Source organism: Streptomyces sp. NPDC006458 (assembly GCF_040612135.1).
GTDB lineage: Bacteria > Actinomycetota > Actinomycetes > Streptomycetales > Streptomycetaceae > Streptomyces.
This window is the reverse complement of sequence record NZ_JBEXPR010000030.1, coordinates 14323-40864: the sequence shown is the minus strand read 5'-3', so window position 1 is coordinate 40864 and position 26542 is coordinate 14323. Positions and strand designations below refer to the sequence as shown.

The window sequence follows — 26542 nt, the reverse complement described above, 5'->3', positions numbered from 1 at the left end:
TCATAGCGGTCCCCAACCATGCTCCGGCCTGAGCCACTGCACGGGCAGCAGTCCGCGCAGATGGAACAGGTCGTTGAGGTCCATGCCGCGCAGCTGGGCGAGGGCGAAGGTCTCCTCGACGACGGCGTGGACGTCCTGCATGCGCCAGCCGCGCTCACAGTCGGGCGGCAGGGCCAGCAGCAGCGCCTGCGGAGCCCGGGCGTCGGGCTGGTTGTAGTGGAAGGCGAGCCCGCCCAGCTCCTCCTGGTCGCCCGGGTCGCCCGCGGCGGGCTCGGGCACGGTCTCGGTCCAGGCGTCCACGACCAGCCCGGCGATCTCTCCGGGATCGGCCGCGCTGTCGGCGCGCAGCACCGCGCAGTGATGCGGGGCGGGGCGACGGCGGGAGGGTACAGGTGCCGGGCCGCGCGCGATCCACGGTTGCCCGGCGGGCGTCTGTGCCACGACGGCGGTGCACGGTGCGGTGCCGGCCAGTGTCTCGGCGGCCGCCAGCGCGTCACCGAGGACGCGCGCCTGCGGCCTGACCCGTTCCATCTCCAGCAGCCAGTCCTCGACCGCTTCCTCGTCGGCGCCCTGCGGGGCGGGACCGGTCAGTGCGGTCGCCGCAGCGCTGCCGTTCAGGCGCAGCACGGGCAGGACGGGCAGCGCGCGGCCGAACACCGAGGAGACGGCCGTACGGAGCTGTGTCACCCACTCCAGCACCGCCGACGGCTCCTGCGGCGGCGGTCCCGGCAGCGGGGGCAGTGGCTCGGCCCGGAAACGGCTCAGTACCGCTCGCGCCTGCTCGCCCAGCGCGGCCGCCTGGTCGGCGTCCGCCGTCGGCCAGGCGCCGGCCACTCCGAGGCCGGCGAGAGTCTCCAGCCGGTGCGCCACCTCGTCCGCTGTGTCCGGCAACTCCTCGTATTCTTCGTCGAGTTCGGCTAGCGCGGTGGTGACCGCCTCATGCCAGGCGGTGATCCGGGCCGCGAGTTCCGGCAGGTCGGCGGCCGACCAGTCGGCGCCGGCCGCGGTGTCCAGGTCGGTGCCGAGCAGCGGCCGTCCGGCGGCCAGCACCTCGGCCAACGCCCGGCACAGCAGCTGAAGTTCGGCGAACCGCTGCACTCCGGCTTCCGTGATCTGCCCGTCCGCGGGTGCCTGTCGCAGGAGCCGCCGCGCCAGGGTGCCGTCCGGATCGCTCAGGGTGGTGGACCCCTGGTTCGCCCGGTTGCCGAACAGCCCCGCGCCCAGCACCGTCTCCAGCGCGCAGACTCCGAGTTCGGCGAGGCTGACCGAGGTGGGCGAATCCGGGTCGCCGAAGGCGAATTCCCAGCCCGCGGCAGGGCCGAGGCGGGACTGGCACCACCGCTCCAGGGCGGGTTCGAGTGCGGCCAGCGGCCGGTCCGCCGCCCAGCCTTCCGTGCCGCTCGCGGGCGCGAGCAGGCCGAGACGGTGGGTGACGTCGACGGCGGCGCGCGGGGTGCGCAGCACCTCGAAGTCCTGGGGGAGGTTGTCGCCGCGCGCGATGCCGTCGGCGGCCTGCCCGGCGCGCAGCGGGTTGCCCGCGACGAGGTGGTGCACGCTCTCGGCGAGCAGCAGGTCGCCGACGGCGTCGACGGTGGCCTCCAGGTCGTTCACGACTGGGAGGGCCTGGTCCAGTAGGGGCAGGAGGTCGGCGGAAAGCTGCGAGGTGAGGGAGTCCAGGTCCTGGAGCTGACGGTCGTGTGCCGTGAAGTCGGCGATCAGCGCCTGACCGTCGACGACGTCCCGCGCGGCCGTCGCCGTACGGGCTTCCTCGCTGTCCGGCGCCTCGGGGTCGGCGAGGCGCGGGGTGGGATAGCCGGTGCGGAACGCGTTGATCAGCTGGTCCAGGTGGGCGTCGTGCAGGGCGCGCTCCAGCCGGTAGCCGAGCAGCGCGCCGAGGGTCTGACCGGACCGGACGCCGTCCACCACGTCGAGCGCCTTGCGTACGCGACCCGCCCTGAGGTCGATGCAGAACGCCTGGTCGTCGGTGTGGCTGAGCCAGCCCGAGCGCAGGACGGCGGCGGTGGTGGCTTGGTGCATGGAGGGGGCCACGAGGTAGCCGTCGTTGTCCTGTGCGGCTGCCAAAGCCTCCTCGGAGTCGTCCCCCGAGTCGCCCCCCGAGTCGCCCCCGGAGCCGTCTGCGGAGTCGTCCTCGGAGAGGGGCGGAATTTCGTTCCCCAGCCAGGTCTCCTGACCCGCCTCGTCCTCCGGGTCCTGCTCCTCCCCGCCCTCAGGAGCCTCCGTCTCAGGGGCCTCCGCCTCAGGAGCCTCCGTCTCAGAGGCCTCCGTCTCACCGCCCTCCGCGGCACCCTCCCCGCCACCCTCGCTCCCGCCGTCGACCATCTCGTCGTCCTCCGGGTCGGTCGGTACGCTCGGCGGTTCCCAGCCCCGTGGACGCAGATCGGTGACCCAGCCGTACGCGCCGAGGTGGGTGCCGTCGGGGCGGTCGCCGCGCACCTGTTCGAGCCGGGTCGAGGCGACGGACGTGATCCAGGCGTCCAGGCGGTGGGACTGGGTGTCCAGCACCTCGCAGAGCAGCCGTTCCAGTCGCGGCAGGTCCCCGTAGGCCTGAACCTCGGCGACGGCGAGCCGGTCCATGGCCATGGCCGCCCAGTCGAAGATGCCGGGAACCGTGCCCTCCTCGACCGTCACCCGGCCGTCCAGCAGGCCGACGACGGATTCCACCGGGCTTCCGGACTGCAGTCGCTGGTCGAGCCGCGTGTAGTACATCCGCAGGACGGTGATGGCGAGGTCGTACCAGAGCCCCAGCCGCCCCTCGCGCAGTCCCTTGAAGGCGGGCGCCAGGTCGAATATCCGCTGGAGGACCTCCGGCGGGGCCTCGGCGTGCTGGGACTGCAACTGGCCGAACTCGTACAGGGCACCGAAAAGCGTGCCGAGCGGCGCGGCGTTCAGCAGTTCCTGGAGTTGCGGCGTGGCCTCGGTGGTGACGGAGAACTCCAGGGGGAAGGGTGGGATCGTCATGTCGGGTGGCTGGAGCCAGGCGAAGTTGTTCGAGGCCGGGACGGTGCCGATCGGGGAGTCGGGCACCGGCTGGAAGGGCGGGTCGACGGGCACCTGCTGCACGAAGCGCACCCGGCGGGAGGCGGGCAGCCGGTGGAGCAGATCGTTGATGACCTCGTCGGCGTCTCCGGAGCGGCCGACGCTCGGTGAGCGCCAGGACTGGAACTCGGCGAAGGTGCGGAAGGCCTGGACATGGTCGAGGATCCGCTGGTCGATGTCGGCGCCGCGCCACAGGTCGAGCGAGGTGACGGGCAGGATGCCGTACGGCTGCCGGCCGACGCGGAGCGTGGGCAACTGGCCCCGTGCGCGCACGTGATCGACGAAGTGCGAGACGAGGAAGGTCAGGTCGACCTGGGTATCCGCGTCGTAGTCCATCCATCGGGTGGACGCGGCGGCCATCGCCCCGATCGCCGCGTGCAGTTCGGTCAGCAGTTCGTGGTCGTCCCCGTCGAGCCCGTCGGGGGTCTCGGCCAGCACCTGTCCGGCGGCGGGGCCCAGGGCCAGGCTCGCCCGGGCGGCGGCAGGGGGCTCGCCGGGGGGAGAGTCGCCGAGGGCGGCACGCTGTGCGCCGGCCTCCTCCGGGGGCGGCGGGGCCATGCGGGTACGCCAGGCGGACCTGGTGGCTTCGGTGTTGTTGGTGGGCGTGCCGGTGGGCAGCACGGCCAGGCCGTCGGTGCAGCGGTGCGCGTCCAGCAGGGCGCTGATCAGGTCCGCGGTGTGCTCAGAGGTCCCGCCGCGCACTCCTGCGACAGTCACCAGCTCGTAGTCGGGCCGCATCTCGCCCTCGATCGCGATCCTCACGCCCATGCCCACGCGCACGGCCTCGTCGAAGTCGGTCAGCCAGGCGGGAGGCACGGGTGAGTCCGGGCCGGGGCCGACATCGAGCACCTCGGGAATGGGCTCGCCCTCCTCCCGCCAGGCCAGGACGAGTTGTCGGGTGTCGTCGTCGACCTCGTACCCGGAGAACACCAGCCGGTCGGGCAGCACGGAGCTGTTCGCTGGCCGGGTCCAGGCGCCGTCGCGCATCCTCGGCTCCGCCTCCCACGGCTCCGGTGACGGTCCGGTGACGCCGACCGGGGTTTCCGTGTCCGGCCACTGCGTCTGGCCGGGCCGCAGCGCCTTCGCCGCCCAGGCGGCGCGTCCGGGGCCGATCGCGGCGACGAGCCGCGACCAGGCGGTCCGGCGGCGCTCGTCGTGGGGACCCGCGGCCCACACCTCGCGCCAGTACGCCTCGGTCGCGGCGCGTTCGGCGGCGGTCAGGGTGGGGTCGTGGGAGTCGATGTGGATGTCGTCGGGGTAGACGCGGATCATCAGCTCCAGGCCGGCCTCTCCGTCGTTGCGGTACACCGTCTCCAGGCGCAGCGGCAGTAGCAGCAGTGGATCGGCGCCGTCGTCGTCCCCCCAGAGCTGCGGTTCCTCGGAGGCCAGTTCGTCGTAGTCGTCGCAAGCGGCGATGCAGCGACGCCCCAGTTCTTCTGTCTCCTCGATCTTGGCGAACACTTCTTCGTTCTGCACCTCGCCCTCTCCCGCCCGGTTGCGCTTCTCGAGCATGCGGAGGTCCGCGCGGGACACATGGAAGGCCCTGCGGGCGTCGCGGACCTCGTGGTGGGCCCGGGCCGGTTCCAGGTTGACGCTCACCGCGGTTCTCCGATCAGCTTGCGGGCCGACATGAGGACCCGGAAGGGCCGTTGCAGGGACACCATCGCCACCGTGGCGGCGTTCCACCGGTCCGGTGCGGTCTCCTGCGCGGGCACCCCGGGCATCACGGAGAGGTCGGCGAAGCCGCCTTCCGGGACCTGCTGCCAGGTGAGGTCGGACCAGTGCTGATAGCGGTCGGAGCCGGTGTCGAACCCGAACCGCATCCGGTAGCTGTTCTCGGCCAGCACGAACCACCAGTCATGGATGTCCCCGGGCAGCACGAAGGTGTAGGCGCAGGTCCGTTCGTCCAGGGTGAGCACCATCTGCGGGTGCTGCCACGTGTCCTCCGCCAGATTGTCGACGTCGCTCACCGATGAGGCGGGTACGGCGGCGACGATCAGGTTGGGGTAGCGGCGCACAAGGCGGCCCCGGATGAGCAGGACGTCGACCTCGCCCGCGTCCAGGGCGAGTTGGGCGCCGAGTCCGCCGTCGCGTGCCCAGCTGTGCACCGGAGGTATGTCGGGCGCGCCGTCGGGACGCGGCCAGAAGTGGGTGAAGGGGCTGCCGCGCAGGTCGGTGGGGTACTCGCGCCAGCGCATCTCACGGTTCATCTCGTCGTTCACGCCGACCATGAAGGAGGCGATGAAGGGTGCGTTGGCCTGGAGCAGCACGGCCCGGTCGTCGGGGATCGTCGCCGAGCCCGGCAGGAACCAGTCGGGGGCGTCCTTCTGCATGGCCAGGGCCATGGGCGCGGCGAAGTCGGGGGCGGCCATGAGTGGTTCGCCCGGGGCCTCGGGCAGGGTGAAGGCGTCCTCCGACAGGAAGGTGATCTGGCTGTCCAGCCTGTCCGAGAGCAGCGTGCCGGGGTCGAGGGCGTGGGCGAGGCGGCCGCACATCCCGTCGGCGTCTACGGGCACGCCGAACTCCAGGATGTGCGCGGCGGGATCGTCGGTCATCGACACGTCCGGTGCCAGCGCGGTGTCCGGCTCCGCCAGCGTCATGACCGTGTCCGGGGGCTGCTCGGCGAAGGCGGACGACACGTCACCGATCAGGTCGCTCACGTTCGCGACGGACACGGCCCGGAACATCCGCGCCGCCCCGGTGAGAGGCTCCTCGTCCGGCTCGGGGGCCGCGGCGAGGGTGGCGGCCGAGCGCTCCAGGAGCGCGGAGATCGCGCTCGCCTGGGTGTCGAAGCCGTTGGCCAGGGCCGAGGGGGCCAGGGCCGACAGCAGCCTGATCCGCTCGGCGTCGCGCGCCTCGCCGGTGGCACGCAGCGCGTTGCCCACCGTCGCGTTCAGCTCGTGTGTGTCCTCCCCTTCCATCGGCACCGGATCAGTCGGCCGGGTCACCATCGCCGCGGGCTGCGGCGGCAGCAGTTCGCCGCTGAGCGTACGCCGCGTGTACGACTCTCCGTCGAGGCCCGCGTGCCGGGCCAGGGGGCCACGGCGGCGCAGCAGCCGTCGCATCACGGGAGAGGCCAGTTCGTTCGGGGCGGGGCTGACCACGACCTCGGTCCTGAGCGGCAGCCCGCTGTCTGTACGCACGCGGTCGCGGATCGGGGCGGTGAACCCGAGCGTCTCGTCCGGTGCGAGCGTCTGCACGTTGCGCCGGTGCACGGACCCGGACACCTCGGCGCAGAACGCGGCGCGGCTGAGCAGCCGGTTGGCGTCGCGGACGGCTCCGATCTGGTCCCAGGCCCTGGCCATCAGCCACTCCTGGTTGTCCCGCACCCAGCCGCTGCCCAGGGAGGCCGCGATCCGGGTCTCCGGGTTGAGGTTGAGCTCGTTGAGCCACCCCTGCTCACCGTCCTCGACGCGGTCGCGCACGGCCGGGCGGCCGCCGTACAGGGGCGGGGCGACGACGTCCTCCCTGCCCCGGTCGATGTACTGGGCGACCCGTTCGGCGAAGTCCGCGAGGGCGGTCTCGGCGCCTTCCACGGGGGTGTCGACGAGTTGGAGCGCGCCTTGCACGGTGATGGTCTGCCGGGTGCCCGGTGGTCCGTCGGAGGCGAGCGGGGCGTCGTACAGCCAGGGCTCGGTGATGTCGACGGTGCGCCCCGCCAGCAGGGCGCTCTCCTCGGGCGTCAACGGGACGATGGCGGTGGCGAGTTGCTCGAAGTCGCCCGGGGCGCCGGTGTGGAACTGCCAGTTGTAGTAGACGGGCAGCGTGACGACGCCCTGCTGCGGCCACCAGGCGTCGCCGTGCGGCTCGGCCTCGGTGAGGCCGCCGGTGAGGCCCGCCACGACGCCGCCCTGGAAGGCCGGCACGACACAGGCCGTGTAGTCGGTGTCCGGCCTCAGGCGCAGCGGGCACAGCAGCCGGGAGATCAGCGGCTCCGACCGCCCCGCCGGGCGCTGGACATGGGCCCATTGCCAGGACTGTCCGAGCGACGGCAGGGCGGCGGTGTCCACGTCCACGAAGGGCAGGGCGCGACCGCTCTGCAGCGGGTGCCCGGCGGTCTCCAGGGCCACCAGGACCAGCCAGGGCCGCAGCCTGTCGCCGTCGGGGCGGGCGGGCGTGAACAGCCACGGCAGTTCGGGCGCGTCGAACTCGACGCAGGCCAGATAGTTCGGTTCGGCGTCCTGGATGCCGGCCGGCGGGTCGACCCGTACGACTCGCCGGGTGTCGATGCCGATGACGCCTTCCGGGCCGAGCATGCGCAGGTCTCCGAGCGGTGGCCGCACCGTCACCTCCTGGTCGGGCCCGAGGAGGGTGAGTTCGGGACTGATCAGGGCCGGCCCGTCGGGGACGGTGCTGTTGAGCGCCGCGCCGACGGAGCCCTGCATGAACGGGGCGAACTCCAGCTCCTCGGCCATCAGTTGCTCACCTCCCAGGCCTCGACGGCCCGTACGCCGGCCAGCCGGGAGCAGCTCCGAAGCAGCTCCGCGTCCGTGGACATCGGCGCGGCCGCCGTCTCGACGGGGGCCATCGACCAGGTGGACACCGCGGCGATCGGTGTCCGGTCGGTCACGAGCAGGGTGAGCTGCGTCTGCCACCAGCGCGGATGCCGTACGGAGGTCGTGACGGCCACGTCCTCGGCGTCCGCGAGGGCCGCGAGCCGCAGGAACCGCAGCAGGTCCGGGGGCCGCTGCGGACGGGGCTCCGGAACCACCCTCGTCTCCCAGTCCAGCGTGGCCCTGACGAACGCGTCGTTCTCCGGTTCCGAGATCTCGCCCGCGAAGCGCCTGCCCGAGCGGTAGGTCTCGTACGCGGGGCAGGTCAGCTGCTCGTCGTCGCTGAGCCTGCGGAACTGGCCGGGGGCGAAGGGGTCCATGGTCGGTCCGTCGTCGGCGTCCGTTCCGCCGAGGGTGGACGAGCCGATGTCCCACTTCTCGGCGGGGTCGACCACCGACGGCCCGTAGCGCTCGATGTCGACCCCGAAGGGCAGGACGCGCTGCCGGGCGACGATGGTGCCGTACGGATGGACGAGGCTGCCCTCACCGATCTTCCGGTTGGCGGCCGGGGACAGCAGCACCGGCAGGTACTCGCCCTTGCCGGGCGGCATCGCGCTCCACGCCTCCGGGCGGGCGAACGCCTTCTCCAGCCTGCCGCGCAGGTCCGCCGGCTCGGCCGGCAGGGCGGGTGGAGGGTTGCCCCAGCGCTCGTCGAAGTCGAAGGACGCGCTGAACAGGAACAGGTCGATGCTGCCGTGGCCGACCGCGTGCCAGGGCGCGGGCCCTTCCAGGGTGAGCGCGAAGGCGATGCCGAGCAGCGTCTCGCCGAACACCTCGACGGACAGCGAGCCGCGCATGTCGGCGGTGAACGACAGGGTGGGTTCCCGGCGGATCAGTACGTCGAGCCCGAACTGGCCGCGCAGCCCGCAGTCGGCGATCTCGGCCACCAGCGAGATCCGGGCCCCGAACTGCAGGGTGTTGCTGGTGATCGCGAAGTACGCCTGGCAGCGCAGCTGGATCCACGGCACCGGCGAGAGGTTCATGGCCAGCCGGTGCAACGCGGGCACGCCGCGTGGGACGGGGTACGCCGGGTGGAAGCCGCCCGCGCTCAGGACGAACACCGGGTCGGGGCCGCCCCGGCTGAGCAGCAGGACGTCCCCTTCCAGCGGCACCCCCGCCATGTGCGAGCCGGTGAGGCTCGCCATCAGCAGCGCGCTGGGCTCGGCGCTGTCGTACTGCCCGGCGAAGGTGGCCTTCAGGTGGATCAGCGGCACCGCCGGGTCGGGTACCGCGACCCGCAGCACGCCGAGCAGGGACAGCCGTACCGGGTCGGGCAGCTCGGCCACGATGGCCGCCGACAGCGAGACCATCCGTCCGCCCCAGGAGACCTGGAACATCGGCCCGACGACGGCGCGTCCGGGCGCGGTGGGGAACAGCGCCGGCAGCCGGGGCACGACACGCCGGGCCGCGGCCACGGGGTCGGGGGGAAACAGCAGTTCACCGGCCGTGCCGTCGGCGATGGCGGCGATCAGGGCGTCCTGGTTCACCGCCTTGTTGATGCCCACCACGCCGCCGACGCCGCTGAGCGAGAAGCCGAGGCCGAGTTGGAGGCCGGGCGGCGGGAAGGCGGCGCCGATCAGCGCGACGAACGCCGGGCCGCCCGGGGCCGCGAGGTCCAGTTGACCGAAGGCGGTCACCGTCGTGGCCGGCACGGCCGCGCTCAGCACACCGGAGTACGAGTCGGGCTGCCGGCGTTCCAGCCGGCCCCGCAGCCGCACCGGCGGCAGGGTCGTGTCGACGTCCAGTTTCGTCGGGTCGGCGGCCAGCTGTGCCAGATCGAGTCCGAAGATGCCGCCCATGTCACACCTCGCCGTAGCGGTTCCCGGGCAGTCGGCAGCCCGGGGCAGTGCCTTGTCCGAAGGTACGGAAGGGGTGTCAGCGCGGCGTCATTCCCTTGTCATCGGCGGGCTCGCCCGACCGCACCGTCCGCCGGGCTGTCGCCGCCACGAAGGCGTCCTATCGGGCCGGCCATCGAGGAGTGTTCCGTCCGTGGATTCCCGAGCCGGGCCTGTGGGTCCGGTGGGACCGGCGTGATGGGCGGAAAAACGCAGGTCGCAGGGCCTGGCCGTGGTGCGCCTGACCGGCCTGGTCCCGGTTCCTCGTCGTCATCCTGGTGATCGACAGGACGCTGCGGACGATCGCGGCCTGCCCGGACGCGACGCCGCGGAGCGTCGGCGGGGCCCCGACCACGCACTCACCGACAGCGAGCGCACGGTCACGACGGACCACATCGCCGGCATGTCCAAGCGTGACCCGCAGATCATCGAGATCGGCTCCCGAACTGGCGCCGCTCACCTTGAGCGCCGATTCCTCCCGCGTAGAGGTGCAGGGCCGGGACCATCGCGACAGGCTCGGGGCCGACAGGCGCCTCAGGCACGCTCGTCTCGCGGTCAGCCGGTGAGGGCGAGGTTGTGGAGGCGGGCGATGCCGGGCATCGCGTGGTGGACACCGGCGCCTTTCAGGCGGCAGTCGCGCAAAGTCTTCCCACCCTGGAAGAGGGGCATCTGTGGAGGAACCGAGCACCTGACCACGGCTGCGGCTGTCCGCAACCACGGTTGCCGGACAGCCCTTAGCGGCGGTTATTTCGAACGCCGCGCCGGAAGCTCTCGAAGTCAGCGAGCAGGGCTGATGCACTCGAAGGCGAGCACGACACCGCGAGAACCCCACTGCACGGCCTTCACCAGAACCTCGTCCACGACGTCCTTCTTTCTACGACCTGCTTTCCCCTTCAGACCCGGCTACGGCCCAGAAGGGTGCGCGGTAGCCGCAGGGCAGGTCGCACCCCCAGTGCACTCTCTCCGAACGACTTGCCGCTCTGCGACAGGAGCCGTGGATTTCCCAACAGGCCCTGGACATCCCATCCGGCGCATCGATCCGAGGGTCGGCCAGGTAGAACGCTCGTGCTCCAGACCGATGTTCGGTGAAGGGCTGGCGATGTCGGCTGGGGAACAGACATCTGTGTGTCCTCCTTCTTCGACGCGTGATCGAAGAAGGGTGACCTCTCACCGCCCCGAAGAGTTGCAATCGGGCCGGTGGGATTTCCCAGCCGCGGCCGAGGCGGCGTACGACGGCGAACAGCGCGTGCGCTCAGAGCACTCCCTTGTGCCCGCCCCAGCCGGTGCTGTTTCTTGACGGCTCCTCAGCCGAGAATTCGGGCACCCCAATTAGTTCGGGTCTTCTCCTTGGCAGCGAGCCATCACAGGGTTAACGTGCCTCAACCTCATCCCGTTGAGCGCGTTCTTCCGACTGTCGATCGATCCATCGACCTGCAGTGAGAGGACCTCTATGCCCGCACGTCGTAGCGCGGCGGCGACCGCCACCCTGGCCGCCGCCGCACTCGTCTCCCCTCTGCTCCTCGCCGGGCCCGCCACCGCGGAAGCCGACAACCCGAGCTGGGCCAACCGGGGCGACGCACTGGCCAGGAAACTCGTCAAGGAGTCCACGGCCAAGGACGCCTTCCGCCACCTCAAGGTCTTCCAGGCCATAGCCGACCACAACAGCAGCACCCGGGTGGCCGGTTCGAAGGGCCACGAGCAGTCGGCCGCCTACATCGAGGCGGTACTCAAGGCCGCCGGTTACCAGCTCTCCCGCCATGAGTTCGACTTCGTCTACACCGACGAGATCGCCGAGTCCCTCGCCGTGGTCTCGCCCGCGCCGCGCGACATCCCCATCCAGCTGATGACGTACACCGCCAGCGGTCCCGAGGGCGGGGTAACCGCGGACGTGGCAGTCGCCCCCGTGGACGCCGACAACACCCACGGCTGCGAGCCCGCCGACTTCGCGGCCGGTGCCTTCACCGGCAGGATCGCCCTGATCAAGCGCGGTGGCTGCACTTTCGCCGTCAAGCAGGCCAACGCCCACGCGGCGGGCGCGGTCGGCGCCGTCGTCTACAACAACACCGCGGGCCAGCTCAACGGCACCATCGGCGATGCCACCGCCGGAAAGATCCCCACCGGCGGCATCACCCAGGCGGACGGCGAGGCCCTGGCCGCCGAGGCCGCGAAGGGCCCGGTGAAGGTCACCCTCGACATCCGCGAACTGCGCGAGAACCGCAGGACCTTCAACGTCGTTGCGGAGACCCGCGGCGGCGACGCGGCCGACACCGTCTTCCTCGGAGCTCACCTGGACTCGGTCTCCGAAGGCCCGGGCATCAACGACAACGGCTCCGGCTCGGCCGGCATCCTCCAGGTCGCGCTGAAGCTGGCCAAGTCTCAGGACAAGGTCAGGAACAAGGTGAAGTTCGCCTGGTGGTCGGCCGAGGAGTTCGGACTGCTGGGCTCGGAGGCGTACGTCGCCTCGCTGACGGAAGAGCAGAAGAAGCAGATCAAGCTCTACCTGAACTTCGACATGATCGCCTCGCCGAACGCCGCCTACTTCGTCTACGACGGCGACGACTCGGACAGCACCGGCGCCGGCCCCGGCCCCGAGGGCTCGGCCCAGCTGGAGAAGGGCATCAACGACTTCCTCGACTCGAAGAACATCCCGCACGAAGGCACCGACTTCAGCGGCCGCTCCGACTACGGCCCGTTCATCGAGGTCGGCATCCCCTCCGGCGGCACCTTCACCGGCGCGGAGGGCATCAAGACCGAGGCGCAGGCCGTGAAGTTCGGCGGCCAGGCGGGTGTGGCGTACGACGTGAACTACCACGCCCCCGGTGACGACATCGACAACATCAACATGCGGGCGTTCGACGTCAACGTCGACGTCATCGCCGACGCGGTCGGCCACTACGCGTACGACCTCGCCCCGCTCACCAGGCCGGTGGACTCCGTCCCGACGGACGGTGACTCCGGCAGCGGCGGCGGCCTGCACGACGGCCACGAGCACGTGACCGAGTAACAATCCCCCGGCCCGCACGGTGCGGCCCCCGCCAGGGGCCGCACTGCGGGCCAGGGAGCCCGTGGGCGCTGCTGAGCCAGTCCGCGTTCGCTTCGATGAACGCCCCGCAGGACGATCATGCCTGCCATCGACACCCGGCCCGGGCCCCGGCCGCGCACACGGACCACCGGGGTGCAGCCCCTGCGACCCCAGGACCTGGCTCGCGGCGGCGTCAGCGGCTGACCGGCCTCATCCTCGCCGCCGCCCAGCCCTGGCCGGCCTCTGAGCATCCCACCCGGCCGGGAAGCAGGGCGCCCCGGTCTCCCTGCGCCGGCGGCGGGGAGCGGGCACCTTCACGCCCGCCCTGAGTCCCTTCATCCGTCCGCGGTGGCCTGGGCCTCCCAGCGCAGCAGGTCGCCCGGCTGGCATTCGAGGACCTCGCAGAGTGCGGCGAGCGTGGTGAAGCGCACCGCCTTGGCACGGCCGTTCTTGAGCACGGCGAGGTTGGCGGGGGTGATCCCGATGCGGTCCGCGAGTTCGCCCACGGACATCTTCCGCCTGGCCAGCATCACGTCGATGTCGACGGTGATCGGCATCAGATCACCTCGGACAGCTCGGCCTGCATGTGCGTCGCCTCGACGTCGCGCGCCACGGCCTGGGCCAGCAGCATCCGCAGCACGAGGACGATGAGCGCCACGCCCAGGGCCGTCACGCCGAGCCCGCCGATGAAGAGGATCCCGGGCGGCTCCATCTCCGGGCCCTGTGCCATGAAGGCCGCGAGCGCGAACACCAGGAGGCCGGCCGCCACAATCGCGCCGATCGCGACGTCCACGTACCGGAAGGCGGCGTGCGAGAACACGGTTCCGCGCCGCACCATCGTCACCAGCCGCCATACGCAGACCAGGACGACCTGGACCGTCCCACCGCCCAGGATCACGATCACGCGGATCGGGGTCAGTGGAAGCGTCCCGTCCTCCGGGTCGGTGGCCAACGCCCATACCATCAACGCCTGTACGAACACCGTGCCGGCGAGCCCCACCACGAGCACAGCGCGAAGCGCGTGCACTACCAACTTTCCCATGGCTCCTTCTTCTATCGAGTTGCAATGTAAATCTATTGATTCTCGATAGATGTGACAAGAGTTAGGGCGTCAAGTGGGCGGCGTGCGCGCGTAGGCGACCCGGCTCGGGGTCTCACAGCGCGGCCGTGCGGCGATGGCGTACCGCTGACGCACCCCGACTCGGCGACCTCGATACGCCACCCTCTGCGGGTTCTTGTTTCCACTGCCGGGACGCGGGCCGTTCCCGGAAACGCCCGATTGCGGACCCGCCGGGGGCCGTCCCGCACGGAGGTGACAGCGACTCTTCCGCATTGATCGACTTGGAGATGGAAATGCCATGATTCAGGCATCAAGGAGATTGAATCGGCCGAATGAGGTCACGAGGAGTGCAATGAGCTCCTCAGCCCGGTGACGATGGATTCGACACGGGACACCTCGACCGGACCGGGAGGACGAATGGGTAAGCAGGTCAAGTGCGGGTCGACCGAAACCAAGACCGGCAAACGGTGCCAGAAGCCGGCGATGATCGGCTACTCCCGCTGCCAGCTGCACCGAGGCGACTGGACTCCCCCGCAACTGAAGAAGACCAAGAAACGCTGACCCTGCCGTCCGCTTGCCGGGCGGACCTCTTCTCGTCCGATCCGCTCGCCCGGCAGCGTGTCGTAGCACCCGCGTGGACGACCGGGCTTGCTCACGGAGCGTGCTGGACAGATGAGGTGTACGCCCGTCGGCGGGACCTCAAGGGGGTGCGCCGATGTCTGATCATCGCACCGGCTGAGTACGATCACCCATGCCGGTCTGCGTACGCGCCGGACCCTCTCAGCCGGTCCGGGCCGAGCGGGGACACGCCACTGTGGGCCGGCCCGTCCGGGCCTCAGCCGGTAGCGGTCACACGGGGCCGAGCCCCGGAATCCTGGACGAGGACCAGGGCCGTCACCAGCGCGGCCAGGAAGGCCAGGGCGACGAGGGACGGGACGAGGGTGACAGCGGGTCCGGCGACGAGACAGACGCCCGCGCCGACGAGAAGGACCGGGGAACGGTGGTTCGCGGTGCGCAGCAGCAGGGCGGCCGAGGCGAGGAGGAACACACCGACGCCTCCGGGCAGGGCCCAGGCGACGACCCCGTGCAGAGGTTCGGCCAGGTCGTAGTGGTGGGTGTCGGCGACCTGTTGCAGGGCCTTCTTCATACCAAGGGCCGTGATGACGACTCCGGCCACCAGCGGAAGGTGGAGGAAGGTGTAGGCGTCACGGGCCAGCCGGGTGCGGTCGTCGCCGGTCAGGGCGGTCAGCCTGTGCTCGGCCGGCTCGGCGACCTGACGGAAGTACAGGCGCCACAAGCCTGCCGAGACGAGCAGTCCCAGCGCGGCGGCGCCTACGACGGGAGTGCTCAGCGGGAAGCCGGACACGCCGACGCCGATGGCGACGATCGACTCGCCGAGGGCGATGATGACGATCAGGCCGTGGCGTTCGGCGAAGTGGCCGGGGGAAGCGACCCGCCAGCCCGACTTTCCGGTGAGGAAGATGCCCAGGTAGTCGATGGCCACCGCGGCGAGCCAGATCAGGGTCTGGGTCATGCCGGTGAAGGCCGCCCCCACGAGGAGCAGGGCGAAGGGCGGAGCCACCGAGAACAGGGCCGTGCGGCGCAGGACATGGCGGAGGGCCTGATCGGTGGGGTCGGACAGCCAGTACGTAACCAGATGAAGGACGCGGACGGCGCCGTAGCAGACGACGAAGACCAGCGGGGCGGGCAGCCCGCCGGGCGCATCGGCATAGAGCTCGGGCACCGTCAGCGACACGATCAGGACGACAGCCATGACGGACACCAGCACGGTGAACATCGCGCCGGAGTCGGCCCGCACCACGTTCCCGAGCCAGGCGAAACAGCACCAGCACCACCACAGCAGCGCCATCGCGACCATCCCGCCGAGCAGCCGAAGCCCGCTCGGGTCGGCCGCCATCAACGCCGTGACCTGCGTGATCGCATACACGAACACCAGATCGAAAAAGAGCTCGGCCGGTGTCACCCGATGGCCGCCCTCGGTCGCGACCAGCCGCGACCCCTCACTGCTCGTCCCCACAGCTCCCCCTCCAGAGCGGCCCACCGCCCACGTACGGAACAATACCCACACCGGACAGGGCAGTTGACGACTGACGGTCCGCCACCGTTACGGCGGGCCCCGCAGGGGATCTGCGGACGCAGGAGCGGGGCGAAGGGTCGGCCAGGCAGGACGGTCGCGGTCGGCCGCGTGAGGACATGGCTCAGGGCTCGACTGATCGAGCCGCCACCGCACTCGTCGACTTCCATCCGCTCTGCGCACGTCGAGGCGCACTTCCAGCCCCACAGCGGCTGTCTGATCTCCCCAGCACGCCTGGTCAACAGGGGCGTTGGTGAACAGTTGCCTCAGCCACGATCCCCTACGCCACACGACGGCACGCCATCTGTCCGAGCGGGCGCGGGGTGATCAGCTCGGCCAGGGCGATGACACAACTCTGGGTCCAGGCCCGCTGAGCCCTGGCCCGATCGTTGCCGCCGTCGCGGGCCGGATAGCCGACAGCGCCTGTCGGGGTCTGCTGAGACAGGAGGAAGGCAGCGGCGTCCCGTGTGAGCCGGTGCTCGCCCCAGCCGAGGATTGTCAAAGCACGCACAAGGGCTGCCATCTCCCCGAGCTGATAGTTCCGGTAGGCAGCCGGGAGCGCAGCCGCGAGACGCTCGGCCACAGGGCGCCAGGATGCGCCGTCAGCGGCACGGGGGTGGGGGACCTGGTCGGCACGCTGTGCGATCCGCAGGGCGACCAGCCCCGCGGCGACGCCATCAGTGTCCGGCGGCGCATGGGTGACCGAGGCCAGCAGTGCGGCTCCGTGGTCGGCGGCCAACACGCCCAGGTCGACAAGGCAGCGAATGCCCGCACTGGCGTCCGCAGGCACGACGCATACCTCGCGCAGCGCCGCGGCCGTGCTCGTGAGGAACCGCTCCAGCGAGTCACAGGCGAGGCCAAGCCCGTCCAGGCCCCGCGCGAACTCGGCGACAACCTCCACTCCGTGACGCACCCACAGCTGATCGGGTGCGGCGTCGAAGTGCCCTGCCAGAGCGGAAAGCGCCGGTTCGACGAGGTCGAGTCGGCCCAGCGCCCTGGCGCCACGCGCCGCCGCCGCGGCTTGAGGCAGTCCTGAGTCGGCCGCGTCGGTCAGGGACGCCTCGGAGAGCCAGACCACCGAGCGGCGCAGAGCTTCCTCAAGCCCGTTCGTGTCGGCGGGTAGGGGCGCCGTCGGCCGGGGGCGTTGCGTGAGGACCGGGCTTCGGGCGAGCAGACAGGCCAGGGCCGTTACGATCGTGGTGTGGTAACCGGTGGCCCATTTCTGGTACTCGACGTCTCCTTCTCCCAGCTTGGGATGAACCACCCCGTCGGGCCCGTCCACTCGGCCGTCAGCTTCCTGTACATCGACCAGAAACGTCCATGCACGGTCAGCCTCGGCGGAGTCACGCACTCCTAGACAGAACAAGGAGCACACCAGCTCCGCGACCAGGTCCGCGTTGCCCCGGCGGCGGCAGAGCACGAGCAGGGCTTCGAGCAGTCCCACAGCGCGAGCCGAATCGAACCCGTTCGGCCAATTCGGCGTCCGCAGACCGAAGTCGGTGGCGTAGAACACGGTGTGCGTGATCGCGTAGATGTCACGGTCAGCCAGCTTGAACGCCGAAGGGTCCGCGCACAGCAGCGTGTGGGGAAGGACCGCATCCACCGTCGGCAGCGTATGGTCGACGCCGGCCAGTTCCAGGGTGTGGAGCAGATCCAGCTGCCGATAGGGGATGCGTTCGAAGCACGTGGCGTACCTACCGGAAACCGCCTGCTCGATGGCCCGGCGGAACTCGGGATCCTCGCGCCCGCAGAGCCGCAGCGCGGCGTACGTCCCGGCGTAGAGGAGCAGAGCTCCCTCGTCGCGTACCACGAGCTCGCGGTACGAGGCCCGGCCTGCCACGTCTGCGACCTGGTCCAGCAGGAGGCCGAAGTCCGGGTCCAGCGGGCTGGGGTCCAGCCGCGCTCGCAGGCCGACCAGCAAGGCGAGCTCGACGAGAGCTTTGCGGGCGAACAGCACTCCCGCTTCCTCGGCCCGCTCGGGATCGAACCGGGTCCGGCGCGCGGCCAGCCAGGCGATCGCCCTGGCTTCCACCGCGCACCGCACCTCGGGCGGATCGACTTCGGCGGGCGTTGCCGCCACACCACTCCAGGCACCCATCGGCTCACTCGGGAAAGTCAGCCGCGTGCGATGGGATCAGAAAGCTGGTCGAGTTCGTTCGAGACGACGAGGACGTACCTCTCCCAGGCGAGCACGTACCCGGCTACCTCCTCGAGTTTGCTCGCGTTGGACACCACCGTTTCGAGCGGCGTCTTCAGATCTACCAGGCCGCTCGACTGCAGGAAGTCGAGGGCCTTGCGTGCGTCGACGGATCGCTTGTCGGCCATTGGCGTACTCCTCCACCGGAACGTGGTGCGACTGAACGTGCACCTCACGCCACTGTCAGTGCCCTTGTCCGGGATTGCCCGCGCGGGGCGTTCCCGGGCTGCAGGTACCGTCCGGACCATTCCATTCGTTCGGTTCGAAGGTACTGCCGTGGCGTCAGCACGGCGTTACTCCACTGGCACCGTCCAGCAGCCATGGCGGCAGGCCAGAAGCGGTGACGGCCACGAACCCGACCAGGGCCCGCCGCTGCGTGGCGCAGCAGTTTGCCACTGCCGTCGAGGCCCGCCCACGGCCAGGGACGAGCCCGTGCCGATGACGACGTAATGACGTCGCGCTGACAACGGTCTCGTACCGTCAGAGCACGGCAGTCGAGTCGGCACCGGCCGTCTCCGGCAGTCCGGTCACCAGCCACTGAACGGCAGACGCAGCCTCGGCGCTCGGCGCTGGTGGGCGAACTGGTGGCCATCGACGCAGTACCGCCGGAGCGGGCGGCTGCGGCCCCCGTACCGGGCCGAGCGGGAGCGGTGGCCCGAGGATCTGTTCGGCGTCGCGCCGCCCTTCCAGAACGTCCCGGCCGGCAATTGACGCGCCCAGTGGTGATGTTCGTCCGTTCGCGTCAGCATGAAGAGAGAGGCGATTCCGTGCGGACCGTCTGATCCCGGCGCCTTCACTTCCCTCTGATGAGGGGTTCGTCATGACTACTCTCCACAATCCGCCTGTCTCGCACAGACACCGGCAGCAGTTGCGGCGCCGACACGGCAACGGCCATGGCGGCCCCGGGCACAGCTTCGGCGGGGGTCCCGGGCATGGATTTGGCGGACGACCCGACCATTCCTCGCGTCCGGACGGCGGCCGTGAGCACGGACCGGACGGCGGCCAGGAGCACGGACCTGACGGTGGCTCACATTCCGGGGGCTCGGACCATCACCCGCGCCCCGGCCGCCCCGAGGATCCCCGTCCCGTTCCCGACGACGGTGACCTCGGTCCGTTCCGCGTCGTGCGCCCGGCGGACATGCTCGTCCTCGACATCAGTCTGGTCAACCTCCGCTTCGACGGCCACCGCCTGGTGCGGCGGGTGCCGGCCGACCCGACGTTGATCCTGGTGGGACTGCCTCCCCAGCACGTAATGGAAGAAGTCCCTTTGAAGATGGGACCGACGACGCCCGCACGGCCCTCCGTGAAGTCGTTCGCCGCCGGCGCGTCCCAGCTCGTCTTCTCGGTACCCGCCGACATCGAGAGCCTGGACCTGTCTCTGGCCGCTCTGCTCGACTGGGAACGTCTGGTGCCGATCACCGTGCCGGTCGACCGCCCGAGCCCCGACCAGCCGGGCACCACCGTCTTCGACGGCCTTCCCCGAAGCGTCCTCGAATTCCCCACCCGCCTGCTGCTCACCTACGACGAGCCCGTGGACTGGGCCTGCCGGCCGGCCCCCCACAGCTCGGACGGCCGCACCGCGCTGTGGCACGCCCTGCTGCATGGCACACAGAACGGCGACACACTGCTGCGAGCCTTCGCACGGGCCGAGGGCAGGACCCCGGTCCCGGCGGACGTCCCGCTGTCCGAGGCGAACCGGGAGGACCTGGTCACCCTCACCAGCCGGACCGAGCTCATCGACACGGCGGGCGCGCCCGTCGACATCCCCAGTGCGCCGCTGCACGCCGAACAGTTCATCGTCACGCCTCTGGGCGCCTCGACCCACCTGCACGGCGCCTGGGCGGACCTGGCCCCGGCCGCCGGCGCCCAGCTCAAAGAAATCGGCAGGCACAGCGCGGATCTGGTGGCGTACGACCACATCAGCGGCCTGGGGCGGGACCAGTTCGTCCGGGTCGTCACCCGCGGCTTCCTGTGCCCCGGGCAGCCGGCCCTGCTGGTACACGAGATCAAGCGGCTGTTCGTCGCCCGCCCGGACGACGGCATCGTGGCCTACTTGCAGGTTGAGGACCGCATCGTCGTCCGGGAACCGGAGGTCCAGTACGGGGCGAGTACCGGCTTCCCGCACGACGGACGAGAGCTGCCCTTCCGCTCTCTGCGCATCACCGACCGGGTCACCCCGCCGATCAAGCGCATCGAGCAGCGCGACAGCAGGGGGCAGCCGAAGGCCGACGAACCGTTCTGGGTGGAGTTGGAGGACTCCCAGGGCGACTACGAGTTCACGTTGATCGGCATCGACCATGAGGGGCGCGCGGTCACGTTCACCGCGCCGCTGGTGTTCGTCCCCGCCTCGCGGGCCGATGACGCCACGGCGCTGCAGGCGCTGTACACACAGGAGGCTCAGGACAGCAAGCGCCTCAACCCGTCGCTGCACGGCCAGGTGTTGGCCATGGCGCAGCCGCCGGCCGACGCTCCCGGCAGCACCGCCCACGCGGTCGGCACACTGACCTTCGGCATGAGCACCAGGACCGCCGGAGGTCAGCATCCTCTGGCCGGCCTGCTCACCGTGTCCGGAGCGAAGGTGCGGGTGCCCGCCGTCGACCAGTTCACGCCCACGCCGGGAGACGTGCCCGTCGTCTTCAACGACACCTATCTCGACCGGACCATGGCCGGACACCCGGCAGGTGCCTACCTCGACCTCAAGACCCCTGTCGACCTCGCCTTCGGGGCGGACAAGGCGGGCGGGCTCGCCCGGCCCAACGCCGCCCTCAAGGTGATCACCACCCAGGCGGGCGTCGTCCCCGACACCTTCCGTACCGAAGCCGGAACCGGAAAGATCATCGCTGCGCCCATGGACGACATCAGGAAGGCGTTCGGAGCCGCGAAACTGCTCGGCTTCGTCGACCTGGGCAAACTGATAGCGGACATTGCCACCCCGGACCTCGACCGGCTGAAGCAACTGGGTGACAGCGAGATCCAGGGCATCCTGGACGACGCCGAGGGCCTGCTTCCGGTGCCCGTGCTGCGCCTGCGCGACCTGGCGGACGGAGCGGGCAAGGAACTGCGCTACGTGTGGAAGACCAGACTGGCGAATCCCGGCCCGGGCCAACCGCCCGAGGAGGTCCTGGACGTTTCCCGCTCGGTGCTGACGCTGGACGCCCGGACGGTCACCGCCAAGGACGCCGGCCAGCGTTCCTACGTGGAGGGCCGACTGCGCGACGTCGCCCTGGAACTCGCCGGAGTCGCCCGGGTTCAGATCGCCGACCTGCGCTTCAGGGCCGCGCCCGGCAACAAGCCGGACGTATCGGCGTCCGGGCTGGAACTGGCGTTCCTGGGCGACCTCAGGTTCATCAACACGCTGCGCAGCGCCCTGCCCGCCGACGCCTTCGGCTCCGGTGCGTTCGTGGACGTGCGGAGCACCGGTATCCGTACCGGTTACACACTCGCCCTGCCGGCCATCGGGGCGGGCGTCTTCACGCTGTCGAACGTGTCGTTGTCGGCAGAACTGAACATTCCCTTCGACGACACCGGCAGGGTCTCCTTCCGTTTCTCGGTCTCCGAACGGCAGCGCCCCTTCAACGTGACCGTTTCCCTGTTCGGCGGCGGCGGCTACTTCTCGATGCTGGTCGACTCCGACGGCATCAAGGAGGCCGAGGGAGCCATCGAGTTCGGCGGCAGCGCGGCCCTCAACCTCGGCGTGGCCAGCGGCGGAGTGTCGATCATGGCCGGCATCCGTTTCGTCCTCAAGGGCGACAGCGTCACCGTCGGCGGATATCTGCGGTGCAACGGCTTCCTGACGGTCCTGGGCATCATCACCGTCTCCGTCGAGTTCTACCTGGAGCTCACCTATCAGAACGACGGCGGCAACTCGGTGGTGCGGGGCAGAGGCACCCTCACGGTGAGCGTGAAGATCGCGTTCTTCAGCAAGTCGGTCTCGCTCACTCTGGAACGGAGCTTCTCCGGCGGGTCGGGCGACCCCACCTTCGTGGACTGCTTCGACAAGGACACGCACTGGGAGGACCACTGCCTGGCGTTCGCCCAGTAGTCCTCTCGGGAGGCGATCATGATAGTGCAGCAGCAAGTGCAGTGGACGGTGCTCCCGGGCGGGCTGACGGCTGACGGCACCGAGGCCCGGATCTCCGTCTTCGTCGCTCCCCGGCTGGGAGTTCCCGACTCGGACCCGGCGCCGGGGATCCAGGACCAGGCCGAACGCGGCACCTTGGAGCCGTTCGGCGATTTCCTGTCCTGGCCGCTCAAGGTCGCCGCAGCCACCTTCGAGTTCGGTCCCGGTGACGGCGTGTCCCCCGCCTTCGCCGGTCCCCTCCCCCCGACCGGCCCGGCCCCCGACAACGCGCTCTGGCAGAGCCTCTTCAACGCGGACACCCCGCTTCAGCCCTACGTCTTCGAGGGCATGGTCCGTCCCAGCGAATCGGTCCACACCTACCCGGCCAGGCTCGTCAGTGAGGCAACCCGGAAGGCCTACGCGGACGCGGCCCGGCAATCACCCGAGGATCCCCCCGCCATGGGATCAGTCATGCAGCGGGTGCTGGGCCCGCGGACCTTGGCCGCGGTGGGCGGCGGGTCAGAGCAGGGCGCCGCCATGCGCGGTGCCCTCGACCAGTTGGGCGACTTCCACAAGCCTGCGAGCGCGACCCCGCGCACCCTCACCGGCGAAGCCCCTCCCCCGCCGCCACCACCGGAGCGACCGCATCCCGACTTCCACCAGATGCTCACCTCATTGGGCGACCACCCGGCACTGCTCCGACGGCTGGGACTGATCCTGGACTTCCTCGTGCCGCTCGAACGACTCCCGGCCTCGTCGGGCGAACGCTTCCTGAGTGTGATCCCGCACTGGGCGTCCGAGCTCGGTGAGAACTCACGCGATCTGCCCCCGCGCACGCGGTATGTCCTGCTGCCCGAACGGAAGATGTTCGTGGCCGGTCCCCGCGACTTCGCGGCCGACCCCCTGGCCTCACCGGCCCGCGGTCTGGTGGCACTGCCCGAGGAGAAGTTCTCCCTCGAGCAGGCCGACGTCGATGCCGCCGCGCTGAAGCTCCTGACCCAACCCGAGGACGGCACAGGGCTCTCCCCGGTGCGTACCCAGGGTCTGTCCCTGGTCAGGGACGGACGCAAGGACGTCCTTGACGCCGACTTCACCAAGGCCGCCGCGGCCAACAGTGAGGCCGTCGAGGCGATGAAGGAGCAGAGTGCGGACCGGCCCGACTCGCAGAAGATGCCCTCCCTCGACGCCGAGGACCTCGTCCGCGGTCACCGCATGGACATCTGGGACAGCACCCGAGAGCGGTGGTTCTCTCTGCACGAGCGCACGGTGGAGTACCAGTCGCCGAACGGCGCGGCGCCGTTCCTCACGGCGGCCGACGAAGGCTTCTTCCAGGTCAACCTGGTCTCCCCGCCGGACGACCCCGGCGGCCAGGAACTGTTCGTGCCCGAGACCATCATCACGTGGGACGGCTGGTCGCACTCCGCCCCTCGTCCCGGCCGGGTCCTGGGCATCGCGGACGAGGCGCCGGATCAGGTCATCGAGCCCACCAGCCGGGCAGAGGCGGACCTGCCGCTGGAGATCGCCGTCAAGGTCAGGAAGGGATCACTGCCCCGGCTGCGGTTCGGTCACGGATACCGCATACGGCTGCGTACCGTCGACCTGGCGGGCAATGGCCTCACCCTGGACGAGGCCGACGCTCTGACGGACCCGCAGAGCGGCAACGAGTTCACCCTGCCCGGGGACGGCCCCGTCGTGTTCCAGAGGTTCGAAGCCGCCCCGCCACCCGCCCTGTTGCCCCGGCTGCCCCTCGGTGAGGGCGCCTCGGTGAACCGGCTAGTGATCCGGAGTTCCCCGGGAAGCAGGCCGGGACCGGCCGGCGCCCCCGGCGCGGGGACACGGGTCGTCACGCTGGCCAACGTACAGGTCGGCAGCACCCACGACGACGTACGCGTCGTGCAGCAGGCCTTGATCGACGCCAACCACGCCATCCCGAAGGGACCGACGGGCTTCTTCGGTGACCAGACCCGGGCCGCCTACGCCGCCGAACAGCGCGATCAGGGCTTCCGGGGCCAGGACGCCGACGGCGTGCCCGGCTGCCAGTCACTGACCGAACTCGGCCGCAGGAGCGGCTTCGCGGTCGACTGCGGCGGCGCGGAGGCGGCCCTCCTCCCGGGCCAGGAACCGGCCCGCAGCGCGGAGCAGTACGCCGCGGAGTTCAACAGCTCGCCGCTGGTCACCGACGAGGGCCACGCTCCGTACAGCGGGGTCGACGAGCGGCATCTCGTCGCGCCGAAGGCATCACTGCAGTGCGTCGAACGGCACGCTCTGCTCGACGGGGCCATCGGTTCTCAGGACCACGCGGCCAGAGAAGCCGGCTACGCCCTCGCGTCCCGCGAGAGCGGATCGCTCAACGACCCGGCACAGCCCGGCGTGGAGGTGGAGCCGGTCAAGTCGCCTTCCGCGGACCCGGACCACCCCGTGACCACCGCACGGCACACCGGAGAGCAGGTCGAACTGCCCTACCTGCCCGACCCCTTGGTCAGCGGAGCGGTCCTGCTGGATCTGCCGGGCATGGAACAGGGCCGGCCGTTCGAGGTGCCCTGGGGCGGAGATGTCTGGCACCGGCCCCGCTCCTTCCGGCTTCGGCTCGCCGAGGGCGCGGCGCCACCCCGCTTCGACGAGGCGTCCCGCGTACTGACGGTGTCCCTGCCGAAGGCCCGGACCGCCACCGTACGGGTGTGCTCCGCGATCCACTTCGACGAGAAGCTGATGGGCCTGGCCTCCTGGTGCTGGGAGCTGCCCGAGCCGTCCCCGCAGCAACCGCCGGAGGAGGAGAGCAGACAGGCGGAGGAACGGCGCCGAGCCGACGCCGCCATGGAACTGGCCGCCGGCGGTCGGCACTGGATGTTCACCCCCTGGCAGGAACTCACGCTCGTGCACGCGGTTCAGCGTCCGCTGAAACAGCCCGTGCTGAACCTGACGGAGCCGACGGCAGACCGCGCCGCGGGCGCGACGGCCGAGCACCTCACCGGGACGGTCACCCTGGAGGAGAGCAGCACCGGCAGGGTGGAACTCGTCGCGGAATGGAACGACGTGGTCGACCAAGGCGAGACCGGCCGCCTGGAACTCCCCAGGATCGCCCCCGTCTTCGACCTGCTGACGGCACGGGTGCCCGCGGGGAGTGTCCCCGGCGACGGGCCGGCCGCCCTCAAGGACGGCATCCTGGCCTTCAGCACCGAGGCGGCGGAGAACCTGGCCAGGACGGATCCGGTCAGACACCCGCCGACCCCCGAGAAGCACGAGTTCGGCGACACCAAGCACCGCAGGGTCCGGTACCGCCCGGTCGCAGGCACGAAGTTCGGCGACCACTTCCCCGCCCGCCTCGCCGAGACGGACCCCACCGCCCTGACCGTGGAAGGCACCGCCGTCGAGTACTCCGTACTCAGCAGCGCCCCGCCAGCGGCACCCCGGCTGCTGTACTGCATGCCGACCCTGTCGTTCGAGAGCCTCGACGGCCCGCCGGGCACAGTGGTCCGGCTCCGCCGCGGCGGCGGCATCCGGGTGTTCATGGACCGTACGTGGTTCTCCTCCGGCGACGGCGAACTCCTCGGGGTGGTCGTCGGACAGGCACCCGGCGGCACCACCGCCGCCGACCCTCCCTGGGTCACCGTGATGGGCCGCGACCCCATCCACCGCTCCGCCGAGGTCGTCGCCCCGACGGTGTCCACGTTCACCAACGCGGTCCGGCAGGACGACACCCTCAGTGTCCCAACACCCGCAGGGCCGCTCCCCGTCACCGTCATGGGCTTCTCCCCGCAGCTCGACCCGGACGGCGACCGCTGGTTCTGCGACCTGGAAATGGACACCGGGGACACCTTCCTGCCCTTCATCCGCCTTGCCCTGGTCCGCTACCAGCCGGACTCCATCCGCGGAGCCGAGATCTCGGCAGTCGTCCGCACCGATCTGCTGCGGATCCTGCCCGACCGGGAACTGCGGGTGCAGCTGGACGACCCGCCGACGGTCAGCGTCACAGGTCCTTCGTACGACCCGACCGACTCCACGCCGCCGCGCATCACAGCGGTCGTGCAACGCCGACGGGAGGGTGTCGCCGACGACGACCTCGCCTGGGTGACTCTGGACGACACCGGCGTCGAGCTGACCTCGGTCGACGCGGACTCCTCCCACCGTGCCTTCTACACGGGGCAGGTACCGATGGCGCCCGACGAGGACCGGGCCCGGCTCCGGCTCCTGATCCTTGAGACCGACGGCATGCCCTCCGACGCCGCGACCCCGCCGACCACGCCGGGACCCGTCGTCTACTGCGACACCGTGCCGCTGGGCCCGGGCGGCGGACCGGACCACGATCACATCCACGACGAGCGCCGTGACCGGCGCCGTTTCGACCACGACGACCGTCATGACGACCAACGTCACGGCCCTCGTCACCGCTGACGTCACCGTCCCGCCCCGGCTCATCCCGCCCTTGCCGCTGCTGTGCCAGACGCCCTGCGTGGGTCACTGACAGGCCATCACCGACGACAGCCAGGCCCTGCCCGGCATCCACACCCGTCTGGTTCCCCGAGGGCCGGTCAGCCAAGACCGGAACGACCCCTGTCCGGCTCGTCGCCCACCGCGACACCCCTGGTCGTGGCGCGGTTCGCCAAGTGCCAGTGCCAGCCGTGTCCGGACCGCCCTCGGTGCACCACCTCCCGCGAGAGCGCCC

The 26542-nt window shown here is 70.8% G+C and carries 11 protein-coding genes and 1 pseudogene; 3 read left to right on the top strand and 9 right to left on the bottom strand.

The window, feature by feature from the left end; genetic code table 11:
- The 4 genes and pseudogenes from ABZZ79_RS31915 to ABZZ79_RS31900 form a co-directional block, all read right to left on the bottom strand.
- Entirely contained in the window at positions 1–4656 is a 4656-nt protein-coding gene (locus ABZZ79_RS31915; RefSeq protein ID WP_356694739.1) for a hypothetical protein, read from the bottom strand.
- Positions 4653–7472 carry a hypothetical protein gene (locus tag ABZZ79_RS31910; protein ID WP_356694737.1) on the bottom strand — a complete coding sequence of 940 codons (2820 nt, stop codon included), beginning with the start codon at positions 7470–7472 and terminating at the stop codon, positions 4653–4655. The genes ABZZ79_RS31915 and ABZZ79_RS31910 overlap by 4 nt, the downstream gene beginning before the upstream one ends.
- Positions 7472–9409, bottom strand: coding sequence for a DUF6603 domain-containing protein (locus ABZZ79_RS31905; protein ID WP_356694735.1), 1938 nt, complete (start codon positions 9407–9409; stop codon positions 7472–7474). Before ABZZ79_RS31905 ends, ABZZ79_RS31910 begins: the two co-directional genes overlap by 1 nt.
- Positions 9410–10000: 591 nt before the next feature.
- Positions 10001–10093 (bottom strand): annotated as a pseudogene (locus ABZZ79_RS31900) (IS5/IS1182 family transposase); the annotation flags it as partial.
- Positions 10094–10895: 802 nt separating this feature from the next.
- Between ABZZ79_RS31900 and ABZZ79_RS31895 the strand changes: the two are divergent.
- The gene (locus tag ABZZ79_RS31895; RefSeq protein ID WP_356694733.1) at positions 10896–12449 is read left to right on the top strand and encodes a M28 family peptidase; all 1554 of its coding nucleotides are present in this window, start codon (positions 10896–10898) and stop codon (positions 12447–12449) included.
- 353 nt (positions 12450–12802) lie between these two features.
- Here ABZZ79_RS31895 and ABZZ79_RS31890 read toward each other — a convergent pair whose 3' ends face one another.
- From ABZZ79_RS31890 to ABZZ79_RS31870, 5 genes are all read right to left on the bottom strand, one after another.
- On the bottom strand, positions 12803–13024 hold the full coding sequence (locus tag ABZZ79_RS31890; protein ID WP_356694731.1) for a helix-turn-helix transcriptional regulator: 222 nt from the start codon (positions 13022–13024) through the stop codon (positions 12803–12805).
- Entirely contained in the window at positions 13024–13509 is a 486-nt protein-coding gene (locus ABZZ79_RS31885; RefSeq protein WP_356694729.1) for a DUF2975 domain-containing protein, read from the bottom strand. Before ABZZ79_RS31885 ends, ABZZ79_RS31890 begins: the two co-directional genes overlap by 1 nt.
- Before the next feature lie 853 nt (positions 13510–14362).
- On the bottom strand, positions 14363–15565 hold the full coding sequence (locus tag ABZZ79_RS31880; RefSeq protein WP_356694727.1) for a low temperature requirement protein A: 1203 nt from the start codon (positions 15563–15565) through the stop codon (positions 14363–14365).
- A 337-nt stretch (positions 15566–15902) separates the two neighbouring features.
- A complete protein-coding gene (locus ABZZ79_RS31875; protein ID WP_356694725.1) occupies positions 15903–17702 on the bottom strand; it encodes a hypothetical protein in 1800 nt (599 codons plus the stop codon).
- 35 nt (positions 17703–17737) lie between these two features.
- On the bottom strand, positions 17738–17947 hold the full coding sequence (locus ABZZ79_RS31870) for a hypothetical protein (protein WP_356694723.1): 210 nt from the start codon (positions 17945–17947) through the stop codon (positions 17738–17740).
- Between the two features lie 995 nt (positions 17948–18942).
- Between ABZZ79_RS31870 and ABZZ79_RS31865 the strand changes: the two genes are divergently transcribed.
- Positions 18943–21861, top strand: coding sequence for a hypothetical protein (locus tag ABZZ79_RS31865; RefSeq protein WP_356694721.1), 2919 nt, complete (start codon positions 18943–18945; stop codon positions 21859–21861).
- Between the two features lie 18 nt (positions 21862–21879).
- Positions 21880–26271: a peptidoglycan-binding domain-containing protein gene (locus ABZZ79_RS31860; protein WP_356694719.1), complete on the top strand. Its 4392-nt coding sequence runs from the start codon at positions 21880–21882 to the stop codon at positions 26269–26271.
- The last annotated feature ends 271 nt before the right edge of the window (positions 26272–26542 follow it).